The organism is Paraclostridium bifermentans (assembly GCF_019916025.1).
In the GTDB taxonomy this organism is placed as follows: domain Bacteria; phylum Bacillota; class Clostridia; order Peptostreptococcales; family Peptostreptococcaceae; genus Paraclostridium; species Paraclostridium bifermentans.
The window spans coordinates 18,995-36,676 of the sequence record NZ_CP079737.1; the positions used below are offsets into that span (position 1 = coordinate 18,995).

The following is a 17,682-nucleotide window of genomic DNA, read 5'->3' on the forward strand; positions in this document are numbered from 1 at the left end:
ATAGGTTTTAGGAGGAAGCATGGACAAATCGTTTTATATGAGTGAAGCAATTAAAGAAGCATATAAAGCTTATGGAAAAGGCGAGACACCCATAGGTGCAGTCATAGTGAGGAATGGTGAAATTATAGCTAGAGCGCATAATCTAACTGAAACATTAAATGATCCTACAGCCCATGCTGAAATATTAGCAATAAGAAAGGCTTCAGATTACTTAGGTGGATGGAGACTTATAAATTGCGACTTGTATGTTACTATGGAACCATGTATAATGTGTAGTGGAGCTATAGTTCAATCAAGGATAAAAAAACTTATAATAGGAACTAAGCATATAAAAAACTTAAATATAGAAAAGCAACATGAATTCAAAGTTGACTACTTTAATACTTGCAATATAGATGTAACATTTGATATATTAAAAGAAGAATGTTCAGATGTATTACAAAAGTTTTTTAAAGAGTTAAGAAAGCGACAGTAAGGAGAGATGGTCGAGTTGGTCGAAGGCGCTCGCCTGGAAAGTGAGTATACGGGTAAAACCGTATCGTGGGTTCGAATCCCACTCTCTCCGCCAAAAAAATTATGGTTATAAGTTTGCTGTGCTAGACGGGAAGGTAGCGGTGTCCTGTAACCTGCAATCCGCTATAGCAGGGTTGAATTCCATCTAGAGGCTTATATATTGTAGGGCTGCCCTAAATAAGTGGTGTTGACACTTAGGTCCTGCGCAACGGAAGCTCATAAACTCCGCCAGATCCGGAAGGAAGCAACGGTAAGTGAATCCTTTCGTGTGCCGCGGGGGTGCCTAAGTCGAGCTAACTGTTTAGGTAACGCCTATGATAGTAAGTCAATAGATGGTGCACAGCTTTAATATAAAAATAAAATCCCTTGTATGAGGGATTTTTTTAATATAAAAATATATAATTGATTTATACTGAAATAGATAATATTTGTTTTAATTGGTATATAATAAAATATCGGGATTTTAGAATTAAGGAGAGATAAATTATGCATAAGGCGTTGTATAGAGCCTACAGGCCTCAAACATTTAAAGACGTTGTAGGACAAGAACATATAATTAGAACTTTAAAAAACCAGATCCAAAATAATAATGTAGGACATGCATATTTATTTTGTGGAACTAGAGGTACAGGGAAAACCTCAACTGCAAAGATTTTTGCAAGAGCTTTAAATTGCCAAAACTCTGTAGATGAAGAGCCTTGTAATGAATGTGAGGTTTGTAAAGATATATTAAGTGATAACATTATGGATGTTATAGAAATAGATGCAGCATCAAACAATAGTGTTGATGACATAAGGGAAATTAGAGAAAATGTAAAATATACTCCAGCAAAATGTAAATATAAGGTTTATATAATAGATGAGGTGCATATGCTATCTCAAGGTGCATTTAATGCACTTTTAAAAACACTTGAAGAGCCACCTTCATATGTAATATTTATATTAGCAACAACAGAACCTCATAAAATACCTGCTACAATTTTATCTAGATGTCAAAGATTTGATTTTAAAAGAGTTACAGTTAAAGATATGTCTACTAGAATGAAGGAAATATGCGATGATGTAAATGTAGTTGTAGATGACAGGGCTTTAAATTTAATAGCAAGAAACTCTCAAGGTGCACTTAGAGATGCACTTAGTATATTAGATCAATGTATGTCATTTAGTGAAAATGATATAGAATACAAAGATGTTGTGGATTTATTGGGAACAGTAAATATAGAGCAACTATTTGAAATGGCAGAGTACGTTATAAAAGAGGATACAAAGAAATGTTTAGAGATATTGAATGAGTTTGTAGTATGGGGTAAAGATATAAAGAACTTGATAGATGATTTAATAGATCATTTTAGAAACTTAATGGTGTGCAAGGTATCTAGTGATTTAGATGAAATAATTTCTTTACCAGAAGAAATAGTTGAACAGTTAAAAGCACAGGCAAGCACAATAGAGGTAAATGATATTATTAGAATTCTTAATATACTATCAACAACTCAGGATGCGATTAAGGTATCTTCAAATCCTAGAGTATTGGCAGAGGTTAGTATAATGAAATTATCTCAACCAATGTTTGATGAAAGCAAAGAATCTCTTTTAAAAAGAATATCTAATTTAGAAGAGGTTATAAAAAGTGGAAAGATAAATATAAATAATAATATTGAGATAGAAAGTAAAAAAGAAACTAAAGAGACTTCGGAAAAAAATGAAGTTGAAGCTGAGGAAGAAGTTTTTTACGAAGAAGTTAAAAGTGAAGATGTTGAGTTAATAGAGAAATCTTGGGAAAATATACTTACTCATATAAAGAAAGATAAAAATATGCCTGTATATGCTATTTTAAGAGAGGCAAAAGAATTTAATGTAAGTGCAAATAACTTATATATAGTATTTGATGATAACTTTGCATTTGCAAAAAACAAATTAAGTGATGAAAAAACTAGAAATTATATAGAGAGTGTAATAAGAGAAATACTGAATAGAAGTTTCGGTATAAAAATAATCTTAAAGTCAGAGTCAAAAAATATAAAACTAGAAATAGAAAAAGAACAAAAGGATAAAGGCGAAGAAATATTAAAATCTGTTTTTCCTAAAGAAATAATAGACATTAAGCAAAGTATAAATGAAAATGAAATTAAATAATAAATATGAATATGATATAATAATAGCATATTAAATAAAAAGGATAATTAAGGAGGAATTTATATATGGCTAAAAAAGGATTCCCAGGAATGATGCCTGGAAATATGAATCAATTATTAAAACAAGCTCAAAAAATGCAAACTGATATGCAAAAGATGCAAGAAGACTTAGAAACAAAAGAAATCGAAACTTCTGTTGGAGGAGGAGCTGTTACAGTTAAAGTTAACGGTAAGAAAGAAGTTGTTGATATTCAAATAAAACCTGAAGTTGTAGATCCAGATGATATAGAAATGCTTCAAGACTTAGTATTAAGTGCTGTTAATGAAGCATTAAGAAGTGTTGATGATATGCAATCTTCACAAATGAATAAATTAACTGGAGGAATGAATATTCCTGGGTTATTCTAGTAGGTGATTAGATGCAAACTTATTCAGGGCCTATTTCAAGGCTAATAGAAGAATTTTCTAAGCTTCCTGGAGTTGGAAGAAAAACTGCACAGAGACTAGCTTTTCACGTTATTAATATGAATATTAATGATGTAGAAGCTTTATCTAAGGCTATAGTAGAAGCTAAGAAGGAAATAAAATACTGTTCTATTTGTTATAATATAACAGATAAAGACCCATGTAGCATGTGTTCTAATAAAAATAGGGACAGTGGCACTATATGTGTAGTTGAAGATCCTAGAGATGTAGCAGCTATGGAAAAAACAAAAGAATTCCATGGTCAATACCATGTATTAAATGGAGTAATTTCTCCTATGGATGGTATAGGTCCAGATATGATAAGAGTTAAAGAACTTATACAAAGATTAGGAAATCAAGAAGTAAGAGAAGTTATAATGGCAACAAATCCAACTATAGAAGGTGAAGCTACAGCTATGTATATAGCAAGGCTTTTAAAACCTATGGGAATAAAGGTTACTAGAATTGCTCATGGATTACCAGTAGGTGGAGATTTAGAGTATGCCGATGAAGTTACAATAACTAAAGCTCTAGAAGGAAGAAGAGAAATATAAAAATCGAGACTTTGTTCTCGATTTTTTTATTTTCACATTAAATTTAATGTCGTTTTTTACAAGATTTTGGTTTGTAAAATTTATGTTTAAAATATTGAAGTTTCAATGATGGTGTTGTATAATTTTATTAAAAATTTTAATAGGGGTGCAAAATGAAATCAGCTATGAATTTTGAAGAATACAATGCTATGAAAGAAAAAAGAAATAAGAAACTAAAATCATCGAAAGATAAATTAAAATATACAGAAGATGATGATATGAGTGTTCTTATAAAAAAGAAAAGTAAAAAAGCCTTTAAATCAAAAGAAACTAGTTTTAAGAATAATTATAAAAATTATCAATATGACTATGAAGAAGATTTTTATGAACCTAGGTACTAGGTTTTTATAGAATAGATAAAAAAACTGTAGATATTACATCTACAGTTTTTATTATATTATGATAATTCGCCCTCTATAAGATTAGCTATGTTTTGAGAGGAATTAAATTTTCTAATTGATTTAATATTTTTTTTAAGAAGTTCAAGTCTAGAAGGATCATCTATTATTACTTTTAATAGTACTGATAAAGTATATTTTTTAGTTGTCCTAAGTGCAGAACCACAATTACATAAGAAATCTAAATTTTCCTCTTCTTGACCAGGTATATAGTATGGAACTATCATAGGAACATCTTTCAATAGCGCCTCTGTTGTTGTAAGTCCACCTGGCTTTGTAACAAGTATATCTATAGAAGCTAAAATATCATTCATTTTATCTGTAAATCCTAAAATATGTACTGTTTTACTAGTTATATGATTTTCTAGTTTTTTTGAAAGTTTTTCTTTCAGAGATTCGTTTCTACCTGTTATAACTAAAATTTGGAAATCTCTATCTATATCGAGCATTTCTTCGAATGTTTCTTTCATATTCCCAGCCCCAAAACTGCCTCCCATAAGAAGAACTGTTAATTTTTCAGGATCAAAACCTAATTCAGATAAAACTGTTTCTCTATTTCTATGTTGTAAGAATGATTTTTCAACTGGAATTCCAAGAGGCTTAACTTTATCTCCATCAACACCTTCTGAGATAAGAAGCTCTTTAACATATTCATGCCCTACAACATAGTAATCTAACTCATGCTGTATCCATGTAGAATGAGTTGTATAATCAGTTAATACTGAAATAAGTGTAGGGAAATTTTCATTGTTAAAATGATTATTAAAATTATCGTTAAAGCTAGTGTGAAATACGGGATTGCTATTAGTGCTACATTGTTTCTTTAAAGTACTAAGTGCTATCATAGGAAAAGGATGAGTTCCTATGATTAGATCTGGTTGCTCATCTAAAAGTAATCTTCTAAAACGTTTAGCCATAAAAGTTGTTATCATATTTCCTTTAAACTCATTTTTAGAAACAAGTCCAGTTTCAGAAAATCTATAAACTTTACCATATGCATTAGGTGTATAAATAGCAGATTTTTCATATCCTCTAGATATAATCTTATCCATAGTAGTATTTACAAGTTTTAAACTATCTATGATTTTACATTCTATGTTTTCTCCGTCAAGTGTCTTTTTTATTAGTTCTTCTTCAATAGCTCTAGCTGCTCTATTATGGCCACCACCTGTAGATGCGGACATAATTAATACTTTCTTGCTCATATTAGAACCCTCCTAAAATTAGCTTTATAAATATTTTGTATTTATATAAACTTACGAATAATATTAATTATTTGAAACACAGTATTGACATATTACACTTAATATTTAATACTAATCTAATATATGTAAAACAAAAATACAAGAGTGGTATTTTAAAAAAGAAAGTAGGAGAAGTGAAAAAAGTATGAAAAAAATAGAAATTTTTAGTAGTGATAAATGTAAACAATGTATTGAATTAAAAAAGTATCTAAAAGAAAAAAACATAAATTATACTGAATATAATATATCTGGGAATGACGAAAATAGAAAAACTCTTATAAACCTTGGATATATGTCTGTGCCAGTTTTACTTATAGATGGAAATCATGTTTTAGGTTTTGATAAGAGTAGAATAGATAGTTTATTAGAATTATAAAAACATATATAAATATAAAAAAATATGTAATATATGAATAAAAAACATCAGTAATTGGAAAGCTTAACAAAGAAAGTTTTAATTTCTAAATAAAAAATAAAATTAAATTTAAAAAAAGTGTTGACGATGTTAAATTAAGATGGTATAGTATTACTTGTCCTTAAGAAAAGGGCAAAACAAAAATGAACTTTGAAAATTAAACAGTAGGTTAATTATAAAAATTCTTTTTTAAAGAATTAAACACAAACAACCAAGCCAGATATTCAGATAATGATTAGCTGAGCGATGGACAACTTTTTAAATTATATTTGAGAGTTTGATCCTGGCTCAGGATGAACGCTGGCGGCGTGCCTAACACATGCAAGTCGAGCGATCTCTTCGGAGAGAGCGGCGGACGGGTGAGTAACGCGTGGGTAACCTGCCCTGTACACACGGATAACATACCGAAAGGTATACTAATACGGGATAACATATGAAAGTCGCATGGCTTTTGTATCAAAGCTCCGGCGGTACAGGATGGACCCGCGTCTGATTAGCTAGTTGGTAAGGTAATGGCTTACCAAGGCAACGATCAGTAGCCGACCTGAGAGGGTGATCGGCCACACTGGAACTGAGACACGGTCCAGACTCCTACGGGAGGCAGCAGTGGGGAATATTGCACAATGGGCGAAAGCCTGATGCAGCAACGCCGCGTGAGCGATGAAGGCCTTCGGGTCGTAAAGCTCTGTCCTCAAGGAAGATAATGACGGTACTTGAGGAGGAAGCCCCGGCTAACTACGTGCCAGCAGCCGCGGTAATACGTAGGGGGCTAGCGTTATCCGGAATTACTGGGCGTAAAGGGTGCGTAGGTGGTTTTTTAAGTCAGAAGTGAAAGGCTACGGCTCAACCGTAGTAAGCTTTTGAAACTAGAGAACTTGAGTGCAGGAGAGGAGAGTAGAATTCCTAGTGTAGCGGTGAAATGCGTAGATATTAGGAGGAATACCAGTAGCGAAGGCGGCTCTCTGGACTGTAACTGACACTGAGGCACGAAAGCGTGGGGAGCAAACAGGATTAGATACCCTGGTAGTCCACGCCGTAAACGATGAGTACTAGGTGTCGGGGGTTACCCCCCTCGGTGCCGCAGCTAACGCATTAAGTACTCCGCCTGGGAAGTACGCTCGCAAGAGTGAAACTCAAAGGAATTGACGGGGACCCGCACAAGTAGCGGAGCATGTGGTTTAATTCGAAGCAACGCGAAGAACCTTACCTAAGCTTGACATCCCACTGACCTCTCCCTAATCGGAGATTTCCCTTCGGGGACAGTGGTGACAGGTGGTGCATGGTTGTCGTCAGCTCGTGTCGTGAGATGTTGGGTTAAGTCCCGCAACGAGCGCAACCCTTGCCTTTAGTTGCCAGCATTAAGTTGGGCACTCTAGAGGGACTGCCGAGGATAACTCGGAGGAAGGTGGGGATGACGTCAAATCATCATGCCCCTTATGCTTAGGGCTACACACGTGCTACAATGGGTGGTACAGAGGGTTGCCAAGCCGCGAGGTGGAGCTAATCCCTTAAAGCCATTCTCAGTTCGGATTGTAGGCTGAAACTCGCCTACATGAAGCTGGAGTTACTAGTAATCGCAGATCAGAATGCTGCGGTGAATGCGTTCCCGGGTCTTGTACACACCGCCCGTCACACCATGGAAGTTGGGGGCGCCCGAAGCCGGTTAGCTAACCTTTTAGGAAGCGGCCGTCGAAGGTGAAACCAATGACTGGGGTGAAGTCGTAACAAGGTAGCCGTATCGGAAGGTGCGGCTGGATCACCTCCTTTCTAAGGAGTAATTGCCTACTGTTTAATTTTGAGAGCTTATTGTTCTCAAACATTAGTACTTTGAAAACTGCATAACATTTAGTGATGATTAAATAAACCAATTATAAGAGAAGAAAACTCTTCAAAAAATAACACTTTTAATAACTGGTCAAGTTATTAAGGGCGCAGGGCGGATGCCTTGGCACTAAGAGCCGATGAAGGACGCGATAAGCTGCGATAAGCTTCGGGGAGTTGCACGTAAACTTTGATCCGAAGATTTCCGAATGAGGAAACTCACTTAGAGTAATGTCTAAGTATCATTAAGTGAATACATAGCTTAGTGAGGGGAACCCGGGGAACTGAAACATCTAAGTACCCGGAGGAAAAGAAAGAAATTCGATTCCGTAAGTAGCGGCGAGCGAACGCGGAATAGCCCAAACCAGTGAAGTTTTCTTCGCTGGGGTTGCGGACACATCATCAACAAAGAGGTATCGTAAACGAAGAGAGTTGGAAAGCTCCGCTATAAAGTGTAATAGCCACGTAGTTGAAACGAGAAGACTTTAGATGTGATCCAGAGTACCACGGGACACGTGAAACCCTGTGGGAAGCAGGAGGGACCATCCTCCAAGGCTAAATACTACTTAGTGACCGATAGCGCATAGTACCGTGAGGGAAAGGTGAAAAGAACCCCGGGAGGGGAGTGAAATAGAACCTGAAACCCTGCGCTTACAAGCTGTGGAAGCACTTTATATGTGTGACCGCGTACTTTTTGTAGAACGGGCCAACGAGTTACGATAGTAAGCTAGGTTAAGTACTTAAGGTATGGAGCCGTAGTGAAAGCGAGTCTTAAATGGGCGTTAAGTTTGCTGTCGTAGACCCGAAACCGAGCGACCTATCCATGAGCAGGATGAAGCGAAAGTAAAATTTCGTGGAGGTCCGAACCCACGAGCGTTGAAAAGCTCGGGGATGACTTGTGGATAGCGGTGAAATTCCAATCGAGCTCGGAGATAGCTGGTTCTCCCCGAAATAGCTTTAGGGCTAGCCTCAAGGTTGAGAAATACGGAGGTAGAGCACTGAATATCCTAGGGGGCATTGCGCTTACCGAAGATTATCAAACTCCGAATGCCGTTATTTTATACTTGGGAGTCAGACTGTGGGTAATAAGATTCATAGTCGAGAGGGCAACAGCCCAGATCGTCAGCTAAGGTCCCTAAATGTAAGTTAAGTGGTAAAGGATGTGGGATTGCATAGACAACCAGGATGTTGGCTTAGAAGCAGCCACTCATTTAAAGAGTGCGTAATAGCTCACTGGTCGAGTGATCCTGCGCCGAAGATTACCGGGGCTAAAACTTACTACCGAAGCTACGATATCATTTATGATAGGTAGGGGAGCTTCCTATGCAGGCTGAAGCATGACCGTAAGGACGTGTGGACAGTATAGGAGTGAGAATGTTGGCATGAGTAGCGAGACGTGGGTGAGAATCCCACGGGCCGTAAACCCAAGGTTTCCAGGGGAAGGTTCGTCCGCCCTGGGTTAGTCGGGACCTAAGCCGAGGCCGAAAGGCGTAGGTGATGGACAACAGGTTGAGATTCCTGTACCACCGATAATCGTTTGAGAGATGGAATGACACAGTAGGATAAGCTAACCACACTGTTGGTTATGTGTGGCTAAGTACTGAGGCAGTCAAGGCAGGCAAATCCGCCATGATAATGCTGGGGTACGATGGGGAGCGAAATTAAGTAGCGAAGTAGCTGATTTCACACTGTCGAGAAAAGTTTCTATCGAGATTAAAGGTGCCCGTACCGCAAACCGACACAGGTGGGTGAGGAGAGTATCCTAAGGCCAGCGAGAGAACTGTTGTTAAGGAACTCGGCAAAATGACCCCGTAACTTAGGGAGAAGGGGTGCCACGTTAGGGTTAACGCCCGAGGTGGCCGCAGAGAATAGGCCCAAGCGACTGTTTACCAAAAACACAGGTTTCTGCTAAGTCGCAAGACGATGTATAGGAGCTGACGCCTGCCCGGTGCTGGAAGGTTAAGGGGATCTGTTAGGATTTATCCGAAGCAGTGAACTTAAGCCCCAGTAAACGGCGGCCGTAACTATAACGGTCCTAAGGTAGCGAAATTCCTTGTCGGGTAAGTTCCGACCCGCACGAAAGGCGTAACGATTTGGGCACTGTCTCAACAACAGACTCGGTGAAATTGTAATCCCGGTGAAGATGCCGGGTACCTGCGACAGGACGGAAAGACCCCATGGAGCTTTACTGTAGCTTGACATTGAATTTTGGTGCTACATGTACAGGATAGGTGGGAGGCTATGAAATCGGGACGCCAGTCTCGGTGGAGCTATCCTTGGGATACCACCCTTGTAGTACTGAGATTCTAACCAGATACCTTGAATCAGGTATTGGGACACTGTCAGGTGGGCAGTTTGACTGGGGCGGTCGCCTCCCAAAGAGTAACGGAGGCGCTCAAAGGTTCTCTCAGCACGGTCGGAAATCGTGCGTAGAGTGTAAAGGCAGAAGAGAGCTTGATTGCAAGACATACAGGTCGAGCAAGGACGAAAGTCGGACTTAGTGATCCGGTGGTTCCGCATGGAAGGGCCATCGCTCAACGGATAAAAGCTACCCTGGGGATAACAGGCTTATCTCCCCCAAGAGTCCACATCGACGGGGAGGTTTGGCACCTCGATGTCGGCTCATCACATCCTGGGGCTGTAGTAGGTCCCAAGGGTTGGGCTGTTCGCCCATTAAAGTGGTACGCGAGCTGGGTTCAGAACGTCGTGAGACAGTTCGGTCCCTATCCGTCGCAGGCGTAGGAAATTTGAGGAGACCTGTCCTTAGTACGAGAGGACCGGGATGGACGTACCTCTGGTGTACCAGTTGTTCTGCCAAGGGCATGGCTGGGTAGCTATGTACGGAATGGATAAGCGCTGAAAGCATCTAAGCGCGAAGCCAACTTCAAGATAAGATTTCCCACCGTAAGGGTAAGATCCCAGGAAGACTACCTGGTTGATAGGTCGGAGGTGTAAGTGCAGCAATGTATGTAGCTTACCGATACTAATAGATCGAGGACTTGACCAAGATTATTTAATCTTACAAATGTTATTCAGTTTTTAGAGTATTAACTCTAAGATAATATTTAACAAAATATTATAAAAAATATTGACATTTTTATTAAAAAATGTTAATATAATACTTGTCCAAAAGACAAGAACATAATCTAGTTACTATAGCAAAGAGGATACACCTGTTCCCATTCCGAACACAGAAGTTAAGCTCTTTAGCGCCGATGGTACTTGGTGGGAAGCTGCCTGGGAGAGTAGGACGTAGCTAGGTGATGTGCCGAAGTGGCGGAACTGGCAGACGCACAGGACTTAAAATCCTGCGGGACTTACCTCTCGTACCGGTTCGATTCCGGTCTTCGGCACCATTTTAATAAAACATCGCGGGGTGGAGCAGTTGGCAGCTCGTCGGGCTCATAACCCGAAGGTCGCAAGTTCGAGTCTTGCCTCCGCAACCATTAAAATTATGTAAGGCCCATTGGTCAAGCGGTCAAGACACCGCCCTTTCACGGCGGTAACAGGGGTTCGATTCCCCTATGGGTCACCAATTAAATACGCGGGTGTAGCTCAATGGTAGAGTTCCGGCCTTCCAAGCCGGCTGTGAGGGTTCGATCCCCTTCACCCGCTCCAGAATAAACACATGGGACTATAGCTCAGCTGGGAGAGCACCTGCCTTACAAGCAGGGGGTCACAGGTTCGAGCCCTGTTAGTCCCACCAATTGCGGCCTGGTAGTTCAGCTGGTTAGAATGCCAGCCTGTCACGCTGGAGGTCGAGGGTTCGAGTCCCTTCCAGGTCGCCAAAATAATCAAATATGTGGGAATATGGCTCAGTTGGTAGAGCAATTGACTGTTAATCAATGGGTCACAGGTTCGAGTCCTGTTATTCCCGCCAATATGCTAGTGTGGCTCAACGGTAGAGCAGCTGACTTGTAATCAGCAGGTTGTAGGTTCGATTCCTATCACTAGCTCCACGTGGAGGATTTCCCGAGCGGCCAAAGGGGGCAGACTGTAAATCTGTTATCGACGATTTCGGTGGTTCGAATCCACCATCCTCCACCAACTTAATAATTTGCGCGGATGTGGCGGAATTGGCAGACGCACCAGACTTAGGATCTGGCGCCTATGGCGTGGGGGTTCGACTCCCTTCATCCGCACCAAATTTAAATAATGTGGGTGCATAGCTCAGCTGGATAGAGCAACGCCCTTCTAAGGCGTGTGTCCGGGGTTCGAATCCCTGTGCGCTCACCACATTCATAGGGGATTCGCCAAGTCGGTAAGGCATAGCACTTTGACTGCTACATGCGTAGGTTCGAGTCCTGCATCCCCTGCCAAGTAAATAAATGATCCATTAGCTCAGTCGGTAGAGCACCTGACTTTTAATCAGGGTGTCCCGCGTTCGAGTCGCGGATGGATCACCAATGGAGAGGTGTCCGAGTGGTTTAAGGAGCTGGTCTTGAAAACCAGTGACTCCGAAAGGGGCCGTGGGTTCGAATCCCACCCTCTCCGCCAAATGCCCAGATAGCTCAGTCGGTAGAGCAGGGGACTGAAAATCCCCGTGTCGGTGGTTCGATTCCGCCTCTGGGCACCAAATATGTGGCGGTATAGCTTAGTTGGCTAGAGCGTTCGGTTCATACCCGAAAGGTCACAGGTTCGACTCCTGTTACCGCTACCAATATAAAAACAAATGTGGACCTTTAGCTCAGTTGGTTAGAGCGCCCGGCTCATAACCGGTAGGTCCGGGGTTCGAGTCCCTGAAGGTCCACCATTTTTTGTTTAAAATATTATTTGAAATAGATATCGAGGTGTAGCGCAGTTTGGTAGCGCACATGGTTTGGGACCATGGGGCCGGGGGTTCGAGTCCCTTCACCTCGACCAATATATGGTGGGTATAGCTCAGTTGGTTAGAGCGCCAGATTGTGGCTCTGGAGGTCGTGAGTTCGACTCTCATTATCCACCCCAGTAAGGCGACATAGCCAAGTGGTAAGGCAGTGGACTGCAACTCCTTGATCCCCAGTTCGAATCTGGGTGTCGCCTCCATAAAAAAATTGAATGCCGAAGTGGCGGAACTGGCAGACGCACAGGACTTAAAATCCTGCGGGACTTACCTCTCGTACCGGTTCGATTCCGGTCTTCGGCACCATTTTAACAAAAACATCGCGGGGTGGAGCAGTTGGCAGCTCGTCGGGCTCATAACCCGAAGGTCGCAAGTTCGAGTCTTGCCTCCGCAACCATTAAAATTATATACGGCCCATTGGTCAAGCGGTCAAGACACCGCCCTTTCACGGCGGTAACAGGGGTTCGATTCCCCTATGGGTCACCAATTAAATATGCGGGTGTAGCTCAATGGTAGAGTTCCGGCCTTCCAAGCCGGCTGTGAGGGTTCGATCCCCTTCACCCGCTCCAGAATAAACACATGGGACTATAGCTCAGCTGGGAGAGCACCTGCCTTACAAGCAGGGGGTCACAGGTTCGAGCCCTGTTAGTCCCACCAATTGCGGCCTGGTAGTTCAGCTGGTTAGAATGCCAGCCTGTCACGCTGGAGGTCGAGGGTTCGAGTCCCTTCCAGGTCGCCAAAATAATTAAATACGCGGGAATATGGCTCAGTTGGTAGAGCAATTGACTGTTAATCAATGGGTCACAGGTTCGAGTCCTGTTATTCCCGCCAACTTAATTAAAAATGAATAAACTAATAATGTGGGAATATGGCTCAGTTGGTAGAGCAATTGACTGTTAATCAATGGGTCACAGGTTCGAGTCCTGTTATTCCCGCCAATATGCTAGTGTGGCTCAACGGTAGAGCAGCTGACTTGTAATCAGCAGGTTGTAGGTTCGATTCCTATCACTAGCTCCAACGTGGAGGATTTCCCGAGCGGCCAAAGGGGGCAGACTGTAAATCTGTTATCGACGATTTCGGTGGTTCGAATCCACCATCCTCCACCAACTTAATAATTTGCGCGGATGTGGCGGAATTGGCAGACGCACCAGACTTAGGATCTGGCGCCTATGGCGTGGGGGTTCGACTCCCTTCATCCGCACCAATTGTACTATGCGGGAATAGTTCAGTGGTAGAGCGCAACCTTGCCAAGGTTGAAGTCGCGAGTTCGAATCTCGTTTCCCGCTCCAAATAAAATAATGTGGGTGCATAGCTCAGCTGGATAGAGCAACGCCCTTCTAAGGCGTGTGTCCGGGGTTCGAATCCCTGTGCGCTCACCACATTCATAGGGGATTCGCCAAGTCGGTAAGGCATAGCACTTTGACTGCTACATGCGTAGGTTCGAGTCCTGCATCCCCTGCCAAGTAAATAAATGATCCATTAGCTCAGTCGGTAGAGCACCTGACTTTTAATCAGGGTGTCCCGCGTTCGAGTCGCGGATGGATCACCAATGGAGAGGTGTCCGAGTGGTTTAAGGAGCTGGTCTTGAAAACCAGTGACTCCGAAAGGGGCCGTGGGTTCGAATCCCACCCTCTCCGCCAAATGCCCAGATAGCTCAGTCGGTAGAGCAGGGGACTGAAAATCCCCGTGTCGGTGGTTCGATTCCGCCTCTGGGCACCAAAATATGTGGCGGTATAGCTTAGTTGGCTAGAGCGTTCGGTTCATACCCGAAAGGTCACAGGTTCGACTCCTGTTACCGCTACCAATACAAAGTGGACCTTTAGCTCAGTTGGTTAGAGCGCCCGGCTCATAACCGGTAGGTCCGGGGTTCGAGTCCCTGAAGGTCCACCACTTTTATCATTTTAAGAATTACTTCGAGGTGTAGCGCAGTTTGGTAGCGCACATGGTTTGGGACCATGGGGCCGGGGGTTCGAGTCCCTTCACCTCGACCAATTATGGTGGGTATAGCTCAGTTGGTTAGAGCGCCAGATTGTGGCTCTGGAGGTCGTGAGTTCGACTCTCATTATCCACCCCATAAAAGTTGATCCATTAGCTCAGTCGGTAGAGCACCTGACTTTTAATCAGGGTGTCCCGCGTTCGAGTCGCGGATGGATCACCATTTTTTTATATATTGAAAAATGGCGACATAGCCAAGTGGTAAGGCAGTGGACTGCAACTCCTTGATCCCCAGTTCGAATCTGGGTGTCGCCTCCAATATAATAATGCGCCTATAGCTCAACTGGATAGAGTGTCTGACTACGAATCAGAAGGTTAGGGGTTCGAGTCCCTTTGGGCGCACCATAAATAAATATCCGGGATTATAGCTCAGCTGGGAGAGCACCTGCCTTACAAGCAGGGGGTCACAGGTTCGAGCCCTGTTAATCCCACCAGTGTAAAACATCTAATTTGAATAAATTAGATGTTTTTTTATTGTTAATTTTAGCAAAGCTTTATCTATTGTCAAAATAAGATTAAAGATGTAATATATACATTAAAAAGACATAGATAGGTATATCTAAAGTTATTTTTGGCAAGATTCTAGGTAGATAATAAATTTGTTGGAGGAATTTTTATGCCTAGAAAAAAAACTTTGAAATATGATATAGAGAATAAAAAAATTATAAAAGAAATAAAGGCAGCACAATTAGAAATTAAACATGCTGAGAATTTTTTTCAATTTGTAAGTGACCCGGAGTTGGTTGATGTGGCTATATATGATTTAGAAGCTAAAAAATCAAAATACTCATATTTAATAAGGGTTGCAAAAGAAAAAGGAATTAAAAATTCTTTGGAAGAGTGTTTAATTGAATCGTTGGCTAAATAATTAACACAGGATGAGGAGAATTATATATGTACATATTATTCGGTAATGAAATTGTAGATAGTGAAGAAATTAAATCATTAATAGAGAATGAAAGTCCATTTAGAGTTGATAAAGATTTAAGCAAAGGATCTAAACGAGAAGATACTATTGCATTCCAAATTAGTGTAGATATTGAAGAGTTAAATGAGATAATAAAAGAAGAATATGAATTAAGTGAAATGGAAACAGAAGATTTATTTGATGAATATATGACTTTAGCAGATGAAATTGGTGTAGATTTAGAAGAATTAATGCCAGAAGGAGCTATTCTTAATGTTAGATCATATAAGTGGGATAATTCAGAAGATAGAATAAAAGCTGTTGTGGCAATAACTCATGAAGAAGTTGGAGAAATGAAACTAAGAGATATAACTAAAAGATTATTAAGTCAAGTTGATTAATTTATAAATTTAATAATTAAAGTGGTCTATGATTTTAAATGACTGCTTTAATTATATTATTATGTTATTTTTATTTAAAATAAGTAATCTTAATAATACTTTATTATGTGTAAATTTCAACATAAAACTCAAAAATAATAAAAAAATAAAATTAAATTTTAAAAAAGTGTTGACGATGTTAAATTAAGATGGTATAGTATTACTTGTCCTTAAGAAAAGGGCAAAACAAAAATGAACTTTGAAAATTAAACAGTAGGTTAATTATAAAAATTCTTTTTTAAAGAATTAAACACAAACAACCAAGCCAGATATTCAGATAATGATTAGCTGAGCGATGGACAACTTTTTAAATTATATTTGAGAGTTTGATCCTGGCTCAGGATGAACGCTGGCGGCGTGCCTAACACATGCAAGTCGAGCGATCTCTTCGGAGAGAGCGGCGGACGGGTGAGTAACGCGTGGGTAACCTGCCCTGTACACACGGATAACATACCGAAAGGTATACTAATACGGGATAACATATGAAAGTCGCATGGCTTTTGTATCAAAGCTCCGGCGGTACAGGATGGACCCGCGTCTGATTAGCTAGTTGGTAAGGTAATGGCTTACCAAGGCAACGATCAGTAGCCGACCTGAGAGGGTGATCGGCCACACTGGAACTGAGACACGGTCCAGACTCCTACGGGAGGCAGCAGTGGGGAATATTGCACAATGGGCGAAAGCCTGATGCAGCAACGCCGCGTGAGCGATGAAGGCCTTCGGGTCGTAAAGCTCTGTCCTCAAGGAAGATAATGACGGTACTTGAGGAGGAAGCCCCGGCTAACTACGTGCCAGCAGCCGCGGTAATACGTAGGGGGCTAGCGTTATCCGGAATTACTGGGCGTAAAGGGTGCGTAGGTGGTTTTTTAAGTCAGAAGTGAAAGGCTACGGCTCAACCGTAGTAAGCTTTTGAAACTAGAGAACTTGAGTGCAGGAGAGGAGAGTAGAATTCCTAGTGTAGCGGTGAAATGCGTAGATATTAGGAGGAATACCAGTAGCGAAGGCGGCTCTCTGGACTGTAACTGACACTGAGGCACGAAAGCGTGGGGAGCAAACAGGATTAGATACCCTGGTAGTCCACGCCGTAAACGATGAGTACTAGGTGTCGGGGGTTACCCCCCTCGGTGCCGCAGCTAACGCATTAAGTACTCCGCCTGGGAAGTACGCTCGCAAGAGTGAAACTCAAAGGAATTGACGGGGACCCGCACAAGTAGCGGAGCATGTGGTTTAATTCGAAGCAACGCGAAGAACCTTACCTAAGCTTGACATCCCACTGACCTCTCCCTAATCGGAGATTTCCCTTCGGGGACAGTGGTGACAGGTGGTGCATGGTTGTCGTCAGCTCGTGTCGTGAGATGTTGGGTTAAGTCCCGCAACGAGCGCAACCCTTGCCTTTAGTTGCCAGCATTAAGTTGGGCACTCTAGAGGGACTGCCGAGGATAACTCGGAGGAAGGTGGGGATGACGTCAAATCATCATGCCCCTTATGCTTAGGGCTACACACGTGCTACAATGGGTGGTACAGAGGGTTGCCAAGCCGCGAGGTGGAGCTAATCCCTTAAAGCCATTCTCAGTTCGGATTGTAGGCTGAAACTCGCCTACATGAAGCTGGAGTTACTAGTAATCGCAGATCAGAATGCTGCGGTGAATGCGTTCCCGGGTCTTGTACACACCGCCCGTCACACCATGGAAGTTGGGGGCGCCCGAAGCCGGTTAGCTAACCTTTTAGGAAGCGGCCGTCGAAGGTGAAACCAATGACTGGGGTGAAGTCGTAACAAGGTAGCCGTATCGGAAGGTGCGGCTGGATCACCTCCTTTCTAAGGAGTAATTGCCTACTGTTTAATTTTGAGAGCTTATTGTTCTCAAACATTAGTACTTTGAAAACTGCATAACATTTAGTGATGATTAAATAAACCAATTATAAGAGAAGAAAAC

The 17,682-nt window shown here is 41.5% G+C and carries 9 protein-coding genes, 46 tRNA genes, 4 rRNA genes and 1 other RNA gene; 59 read left to right on the plus strand and 1 reads right to left on the minus strand.

Going from position 1 to position 17,682, the window contains the following annotated elements; genetic code table 11:
- Window positions 1-19: 19 nt before the first annotated feature.
- The 7 genes from KXZ80_RS00090 to KXZ80_RS00120 all read left to right on the plus strand — a co-directional run bounded on the left by KXZ80_RS00090 (window position 20) and on the right by KXZ80_RS00120 (window position 4,047).
- Window positions 20-475 carry a nucleoside deaminase gene (locus KXZ80_RS00090; protein ID WP_021428132.1) on the plus strand — a complete coding sequence of 152 codons (456 nt, stop codon included), beginning with the start codon at window positions 20-22 and terminating at the stop codon, window positions 473-475.
- Window positions 476-568: transfer RNA gene (locus KXZ80_RS00095), tRNA-Ser, on the plus strand.
- Window positions 569-591: 23 nt separating this feature from the next.
- Window positions 592-856: signal recognition particle sRNA large type (ffs, locus tag KXZ80_RS00100), an RNA gene on the plus strand.
- 143 nt (window positions 857-999) lie between these two features.
- The gene (dnaX, locus tag KXZ80_RS00105; protein WP_021431653.1) at window positions 1,000-2,649 is read left to right on the plus strand and encodes a DNA polymerase III subunit gamma/tau; all 1,650 of its coding nucleotides are present in this window, start codon (window positions 1,000-1,002) and stop codon (window positions 2,647-2,649) included.
- A 65-nt stretch (window positions 2,650-2,714) separates the two neighbouring features.
- Complete coding sequence (locus KXZ80_RS00110) at window positions 2,715-3,056, plus strand: YbaB/EbfC family nucleoid-associated protein (RefSeq protein WP_021428128.1); 342 nt, start codon at window positions 2,715-2,717, stop codon at window positions 3,054-3,056.
- 11 nt (window positions 3,057-3,067) lie between these two features.
- A complete protein-coding gene (gene recR, locus KXZ80_RS00115) occupies window positions 3,068-3,667 on the plus strand; it encodes a recombination mediator RecR (RefSeq protein ID WP_021431654.1) in 600 nt (199 codons plus the stop codon).
- Window positions 3,668-3,819: 152 nt separating this feature from the next.
- Window positions 3,820-4,047: a hypothetical protein gene (locus KXZ80_RS00120; protein ID WP_021431655.1), complete on the plus strand. Its 228-nt coding sequence runs from the start codon at window positions 3,820-3,822 to the stop codon at window positions 4,045-4,047.
- Window positions 4,048-4,103: 56 nt separating this feature from the next.
- On the opposite strand, the gene KXZ80_RS00125 is transcribed toward KXZ80_RS00120, so the two are convergent.
- Complete coding sequence (locus KXZ80_RS00125) at window positions 4,104-5,309, minus strand: MGDG synthase family glycosyltransferase (protein ID WP_021428130.1); 1,206 nt, start codon at window positions 5,307-5,309, stop codon at window positions 4,104-4,106.
- 184 nt (window positions 5,310-5,493) lie between these two features.
- Between KXZ80_RS00125 and KXZ80_RS00130 the strand changes: the two genes are divergently transcribed.
- From KXZ80_RS00130 to KXZ80_RS00385, 52 genes are all read left to right on the plus strand, one after another.
- The gene (locus KXZ80_RS00130; RefSeq protein WP_021431656.1) at window positions 5,494-5,724 is read left to right on the plus strand and encodes a glutaredoxin family protein; all 231 of its coding nucleotides are present in this window, start codon (window positions 5,494-5,496) and stop codon (window positions 5,722-5,724) included.
- Window positions 5,725-6,028: 304 nt separating this feature from the next.
- A 16S ribosomal RNA gene (locus KXZ80_RS00135) occupies window positions 6,029-7,530 on the plus strand.
- Between the two features lie 146 nt (window positions 7,531-7,676).
- Window positions 7,677-10,591: ribosomal RNA gene (locus KXZ80_RS00140) — 23S ribosomal RNA — on the plus strand.
- Window positions 10,592-10,729: 138 nt separating this feature from the next.
- Window positions 10,730-10,846: ribosomal RNA gene (gene rrf / locus KXZ80_RS00145) — 5S ribosomal RNA — on the plus strand.
- The 16S, 23S and 5S rRNA genes sit together here with 45 tRNA genes alongside, the layout of an rRNA operon.
- 5 nt (window positions 10,847-10,851) lie before the next feature.
- Window positions 10,852-10,940: transfer RNA gene (locus KXZ80_RS00150), tRNA-Leu, on the plus strand.
- Between the two features lie 14 nt (window positions 10,941-10,954).
- Window positions 10,955-11,030: transfer RNA gene (locus KXZ80_RS00155), tRNA-Met, on the plus strand.
- A 14-nt stretch (window positions 11,031-11,044) separates the two neighbouring features.
- Window positions 11,045-11,119 (plus strand) — tRNA-Glu (locus KXZ80_RS00160).
- A gap of 9 nt (window positions 11,120-11,128) precedes the next feature.
- Window positions 11,129-11,202 (plus strand) — tRNA-Gly (locus tag KXZ80_RS00165).
- Between the two features lie 12 nt (window positions 11,203-11,214).
- Window positions 11,215-11,290: transfer RNA gene (locus KXZ80_RS00170), tRNA-Val, on the plus strand.
- 5 nt (window positions 11,291-11,295) lie between these two features.
- Window positions 11,296-11,372 (plus strand) — tRNA-Asp (locus KXZ80_RS00175).
- 16 nt (window positions 11,373-11,388) lie between these two features.
- Window positions 11,389-11,464, plus strand: a tRNA-Asn gene (locus KXZ80_RS00180).
- Window positions 11,465-11,468: 4 nt separating this feature from the next.
- Window positions 11,469-11,543, plus strand: a tRNA-Thr gene (locus KXZ80_RS00185).
- Window positions 11,544-11,546: 3 nt separating this feature from the next.
- Window positions 11,547-11,631 (plus strand) — tRNA-Tyr (locus KXZ80_RS00190).
- Window positions 11,632-11,645: 14 nt separating this feature from the next.
- A tRNA-Leu gene (locus tag KXZ80_RS00195) sits at window positions 11,646-11,729 on the plus strand.
- Window positions 11,730-11,743: 14 nt separating this feature from the next.
- A tRNA-Arg gene (locus KXZ80_RS00200) sits at window positions 11,744-11,820 on the plus strand.
- A gap of 7 nt (window positions 11,821-11,827) precedes the next feature.
- Window positions 11,828-11,903: transfer RNA gene (locus KXZ80_RS00205), tRNA-Gln, on the plus strand.
- Between the two features lie 11 nt (window positions 11,904-11,914).
- Window positions 11,915-11,990: transfer RNA gene (locus KXZ80_RS00210), tRNA-Lys, on the plus strand.
- Window positions 11,991-11,992: 2 nt separating this feature from the next.
- A tRNA-Ser gene (locus tag KXZ80_RS00215) sits at window positions 11,993-12,081 on the plus strand.
- A gap of 3 nt (window positions 12,082-12,084) precedes the next feature.
- Window positions 12,085-12,160, plus strand: a tRNA-Phe gene (locus KXZ80_RS00220).
- Window positions 12,161-12,167: 7 nt separating this feature from the next.
- Window positions 12,168-12,244: transfer RNA gene (locus KXZ80_RS00225), tRNA-Met, on the plus strand.
- 16 nt (window positions 12,245-12,260) lie between these two features.
- Window positions 12,261-12,337, plus strand: a tRNA-Ile gene (locus KXZ80_RS00230).
- Between the two features lie 33 nt (window positions 12,338-12,370).
- A tRNA-Pro gene (locus tag KXZ80_RS00235) sits at window positions 12,371-12,447 on the plus strand.
- A 7-nt stretch (window positions 12,448-12,454) separates the two neighbouring features.
- A tRNA-His gene (locus KXZ80_RS00240) sits at window positions 12,455-12,531 on the plus strand.
- Window positions 12,532-12,535: 4 nt separating this feature from the next.
- A tRNA-Cys gene (locus tag KXZ80_RS00245) sits at window positions 12,536-12,609 on the plus strand.
- Window positions 12,610-12,623: 14 nt separating this feature from the next.
- Window positions 12,624-12,712 (plus strand) — tRNA-Leu (locus KXZ80_RS00250).
- A 15-nt stretch (window positions 12,713-12,727) separates the two neighbouring features.
- Window positions 12,728-12,803, plus strand: a tRNA-Met gene (locus tag KXZ80_RS00255).
- A 14-nt stretch (window positions 12,804-12,817) separates the two neighbouring features.
- Window positions 12,818-12,892: transfer RNA gene (locus KXZ80_RS00260), tRNA-Glu, on the plus strand.
- 9 nt (window positions 12,893-12,901) lie between these two features.
- Window positions 12,902-12,975, plus strand: a tRNA-Gly gene (locus KXZ80_RS00265).
- 12 nt (window positions 12,976-12,987) lie between these two features.
- Window positions 12,988-13,063: transfer RNA gene (locus KXZ80_RS00270), tRNA-Val, on the plus strand.
- Between the two features lie 5 nt (window positions 13,064-13,068).
- Window positions 13,069-13,145: transfer RNA gene (locus KXZ80_RS00275), tRNA-Asp, on the plus strand.
- Between the two features lie 16 nt (window positions 13,146-13,161).
- A tRNA-Asn gene (locus KXZ80_RS00280) sits at window positions 13,162-13,237 on the plus strand.
- Between the two features lie 31 nt (window positions 13,238-13,268).
- A tRNA-Asn gene (locus tag KXZ80_RS00285) sits at window positions 13,269-13,344 on the plus strand.
- Between the two features lie 4 nt (window positions 13,345-13,348).
- A tRNA-Thr gene (locus KXZ80_RS00290) sits at window positions 13,349-13,423 on the plus strand.
- Window positions 13,424-13,427: 4 nt separating this feature from the next.
- Window positions 13,428-13,512: transfer RNA gene (locus KXZ80_RS00295), tRNA-Tyr, on the plus strand.
- A gap of 14 nt (window positions 13,513-13,526) precedes the next feature.
- Window positions 13,527-13,610 (plus strand) — tRNA-Leu (locus KXZ80_RS00300).
- A 10-nt stretch (window positions 13,611-13,620) separates the two neighbouring features.
- Window positions 13,621-13,695: transfer RNA gene (locus tag KXZ80_RS00305), tRNA-Gly, on the plus strand.
- A gap of 13 nt (window positions 13,696-13,708) precedes the next feature.
- Window positions 13,709-13,785: transfer RNA gene (locus KXZ80_RS00310), tRNA-Arg, on the plus strand.
- A 7-nt stretch (window positions 13,786-13,792) separates the two neighbouring features.
- Window positions 13,793-13,868 (plus strand) — tRNA-Gln (locus tag KXZ80_RS00315).
- An 11-nt stretch (window positions 13,869-13,879) separates the two neighbouring features.
- A tRNA-Lys gene (locus KXZ80_RS00320) sits at window positions 13,880-13,955 on the plus strand.
- A gap of 2 nt (window positions 13,956-13,957) precedes the next feature.
- Window positions 13,958-14,046, plus strand: a tRNA-Ser gene (locus tag KXZ80_RS00325).
- Between the two features lie 3 nt (window positions 14,047-14,049).
- Window positions 14,050-14,125: transfer RNA gene (locus KXZ80_RS00330), tRNA-Phe, on the plus strand.
- 8 nt (window positions 14,126-14,133) lie between these two features.
- Window positions 14,134-14,210, plus strand: a tRNA-Met gene (locus KXZ80_RS00335).
- A 9-nt stretch (window positions 14,211-14,219) separates the two neighbouring features.
- Window positions 14,220-14,296, plus strand: a tRNA-Ile gene (locus KXZ80_RS00340).
- A 24-nt stretch (window positions 14,297-14,320) separates the two neighbouring features.
- Window positions 14,321-14,397 (plus strand) — tRNA-Pro (locus KXZ80_RS00345).
- 6 nt (window positions 14,398-14,403) lie between these two features.
- Window positions 14,404-14,480: transfer RNA gene (locus KXZ80_RS00350), tRNA-His, on the plus strand.
- An 8-nt stretch (window positions 14,481-14,488) separates the two neighbouring features.
- A tRNA-Lys gene (locus tag KXZ80_RS00355) sits at window positions 14,489-14,564 on the plus strand.
- Between the two features lie 21 nt (window positions 14,565-14,585).
- Window positions 14,586-14,659, plus strand: a tRNA-Cys gene (locus KXZ80_RS00360).
- 10 nt (window positions 14,660-14,669) lie between these two features.
- A tRNA-Arg gene (locus tag KXZ80_RS00365) sits at window positions 14,670-14,746 on the plus strand.
- Window positions 14,747-14,759: 13 nt separating this feature from the next.
- A tRNA-Val gene (locus KXZ80_RS00370) sits at window positions 14,760-14,835 on the plus strand.
- 182 nt (window positions 14,836-15,017) lie between these two features.
- Window positions 15,018-15,269 carry a DUF2508 family protein gene (locus KXZ80_RS00375; RefSeq protein ID WP_021431476.1) on the plus strand — a complete coding sequence of 84 codons (252 nt, stop codon included), beginning with the start codon at window positions 15,018-15,020 and terminating at the stop codon, window positions 15,267-15,269.
- Between the two features lie 26 nt (window positions 15,270-15,295).
- Window positions 15,296-15,709 (plus strand): hypothetical protein, encoded by a 414-nt coding sequence (locus KXZ80_RS00380; protein WP_021431477.1) that lies wholly within the window; start codon window positions 15,296-15,298, stop codon window positions 15,707-15,709.
- 353 nt (window positions 15,710-16,062) lie between these two features.
- Window positions 16,063-17,564: ribosomal RNA gene (locus tag KXZ80_RS00385) — 16S ribosomal RNA — on the plus strand.
- The last annotated feature ends 118 nt before the right edge of the window (window positions 17,565-17,682 follow it).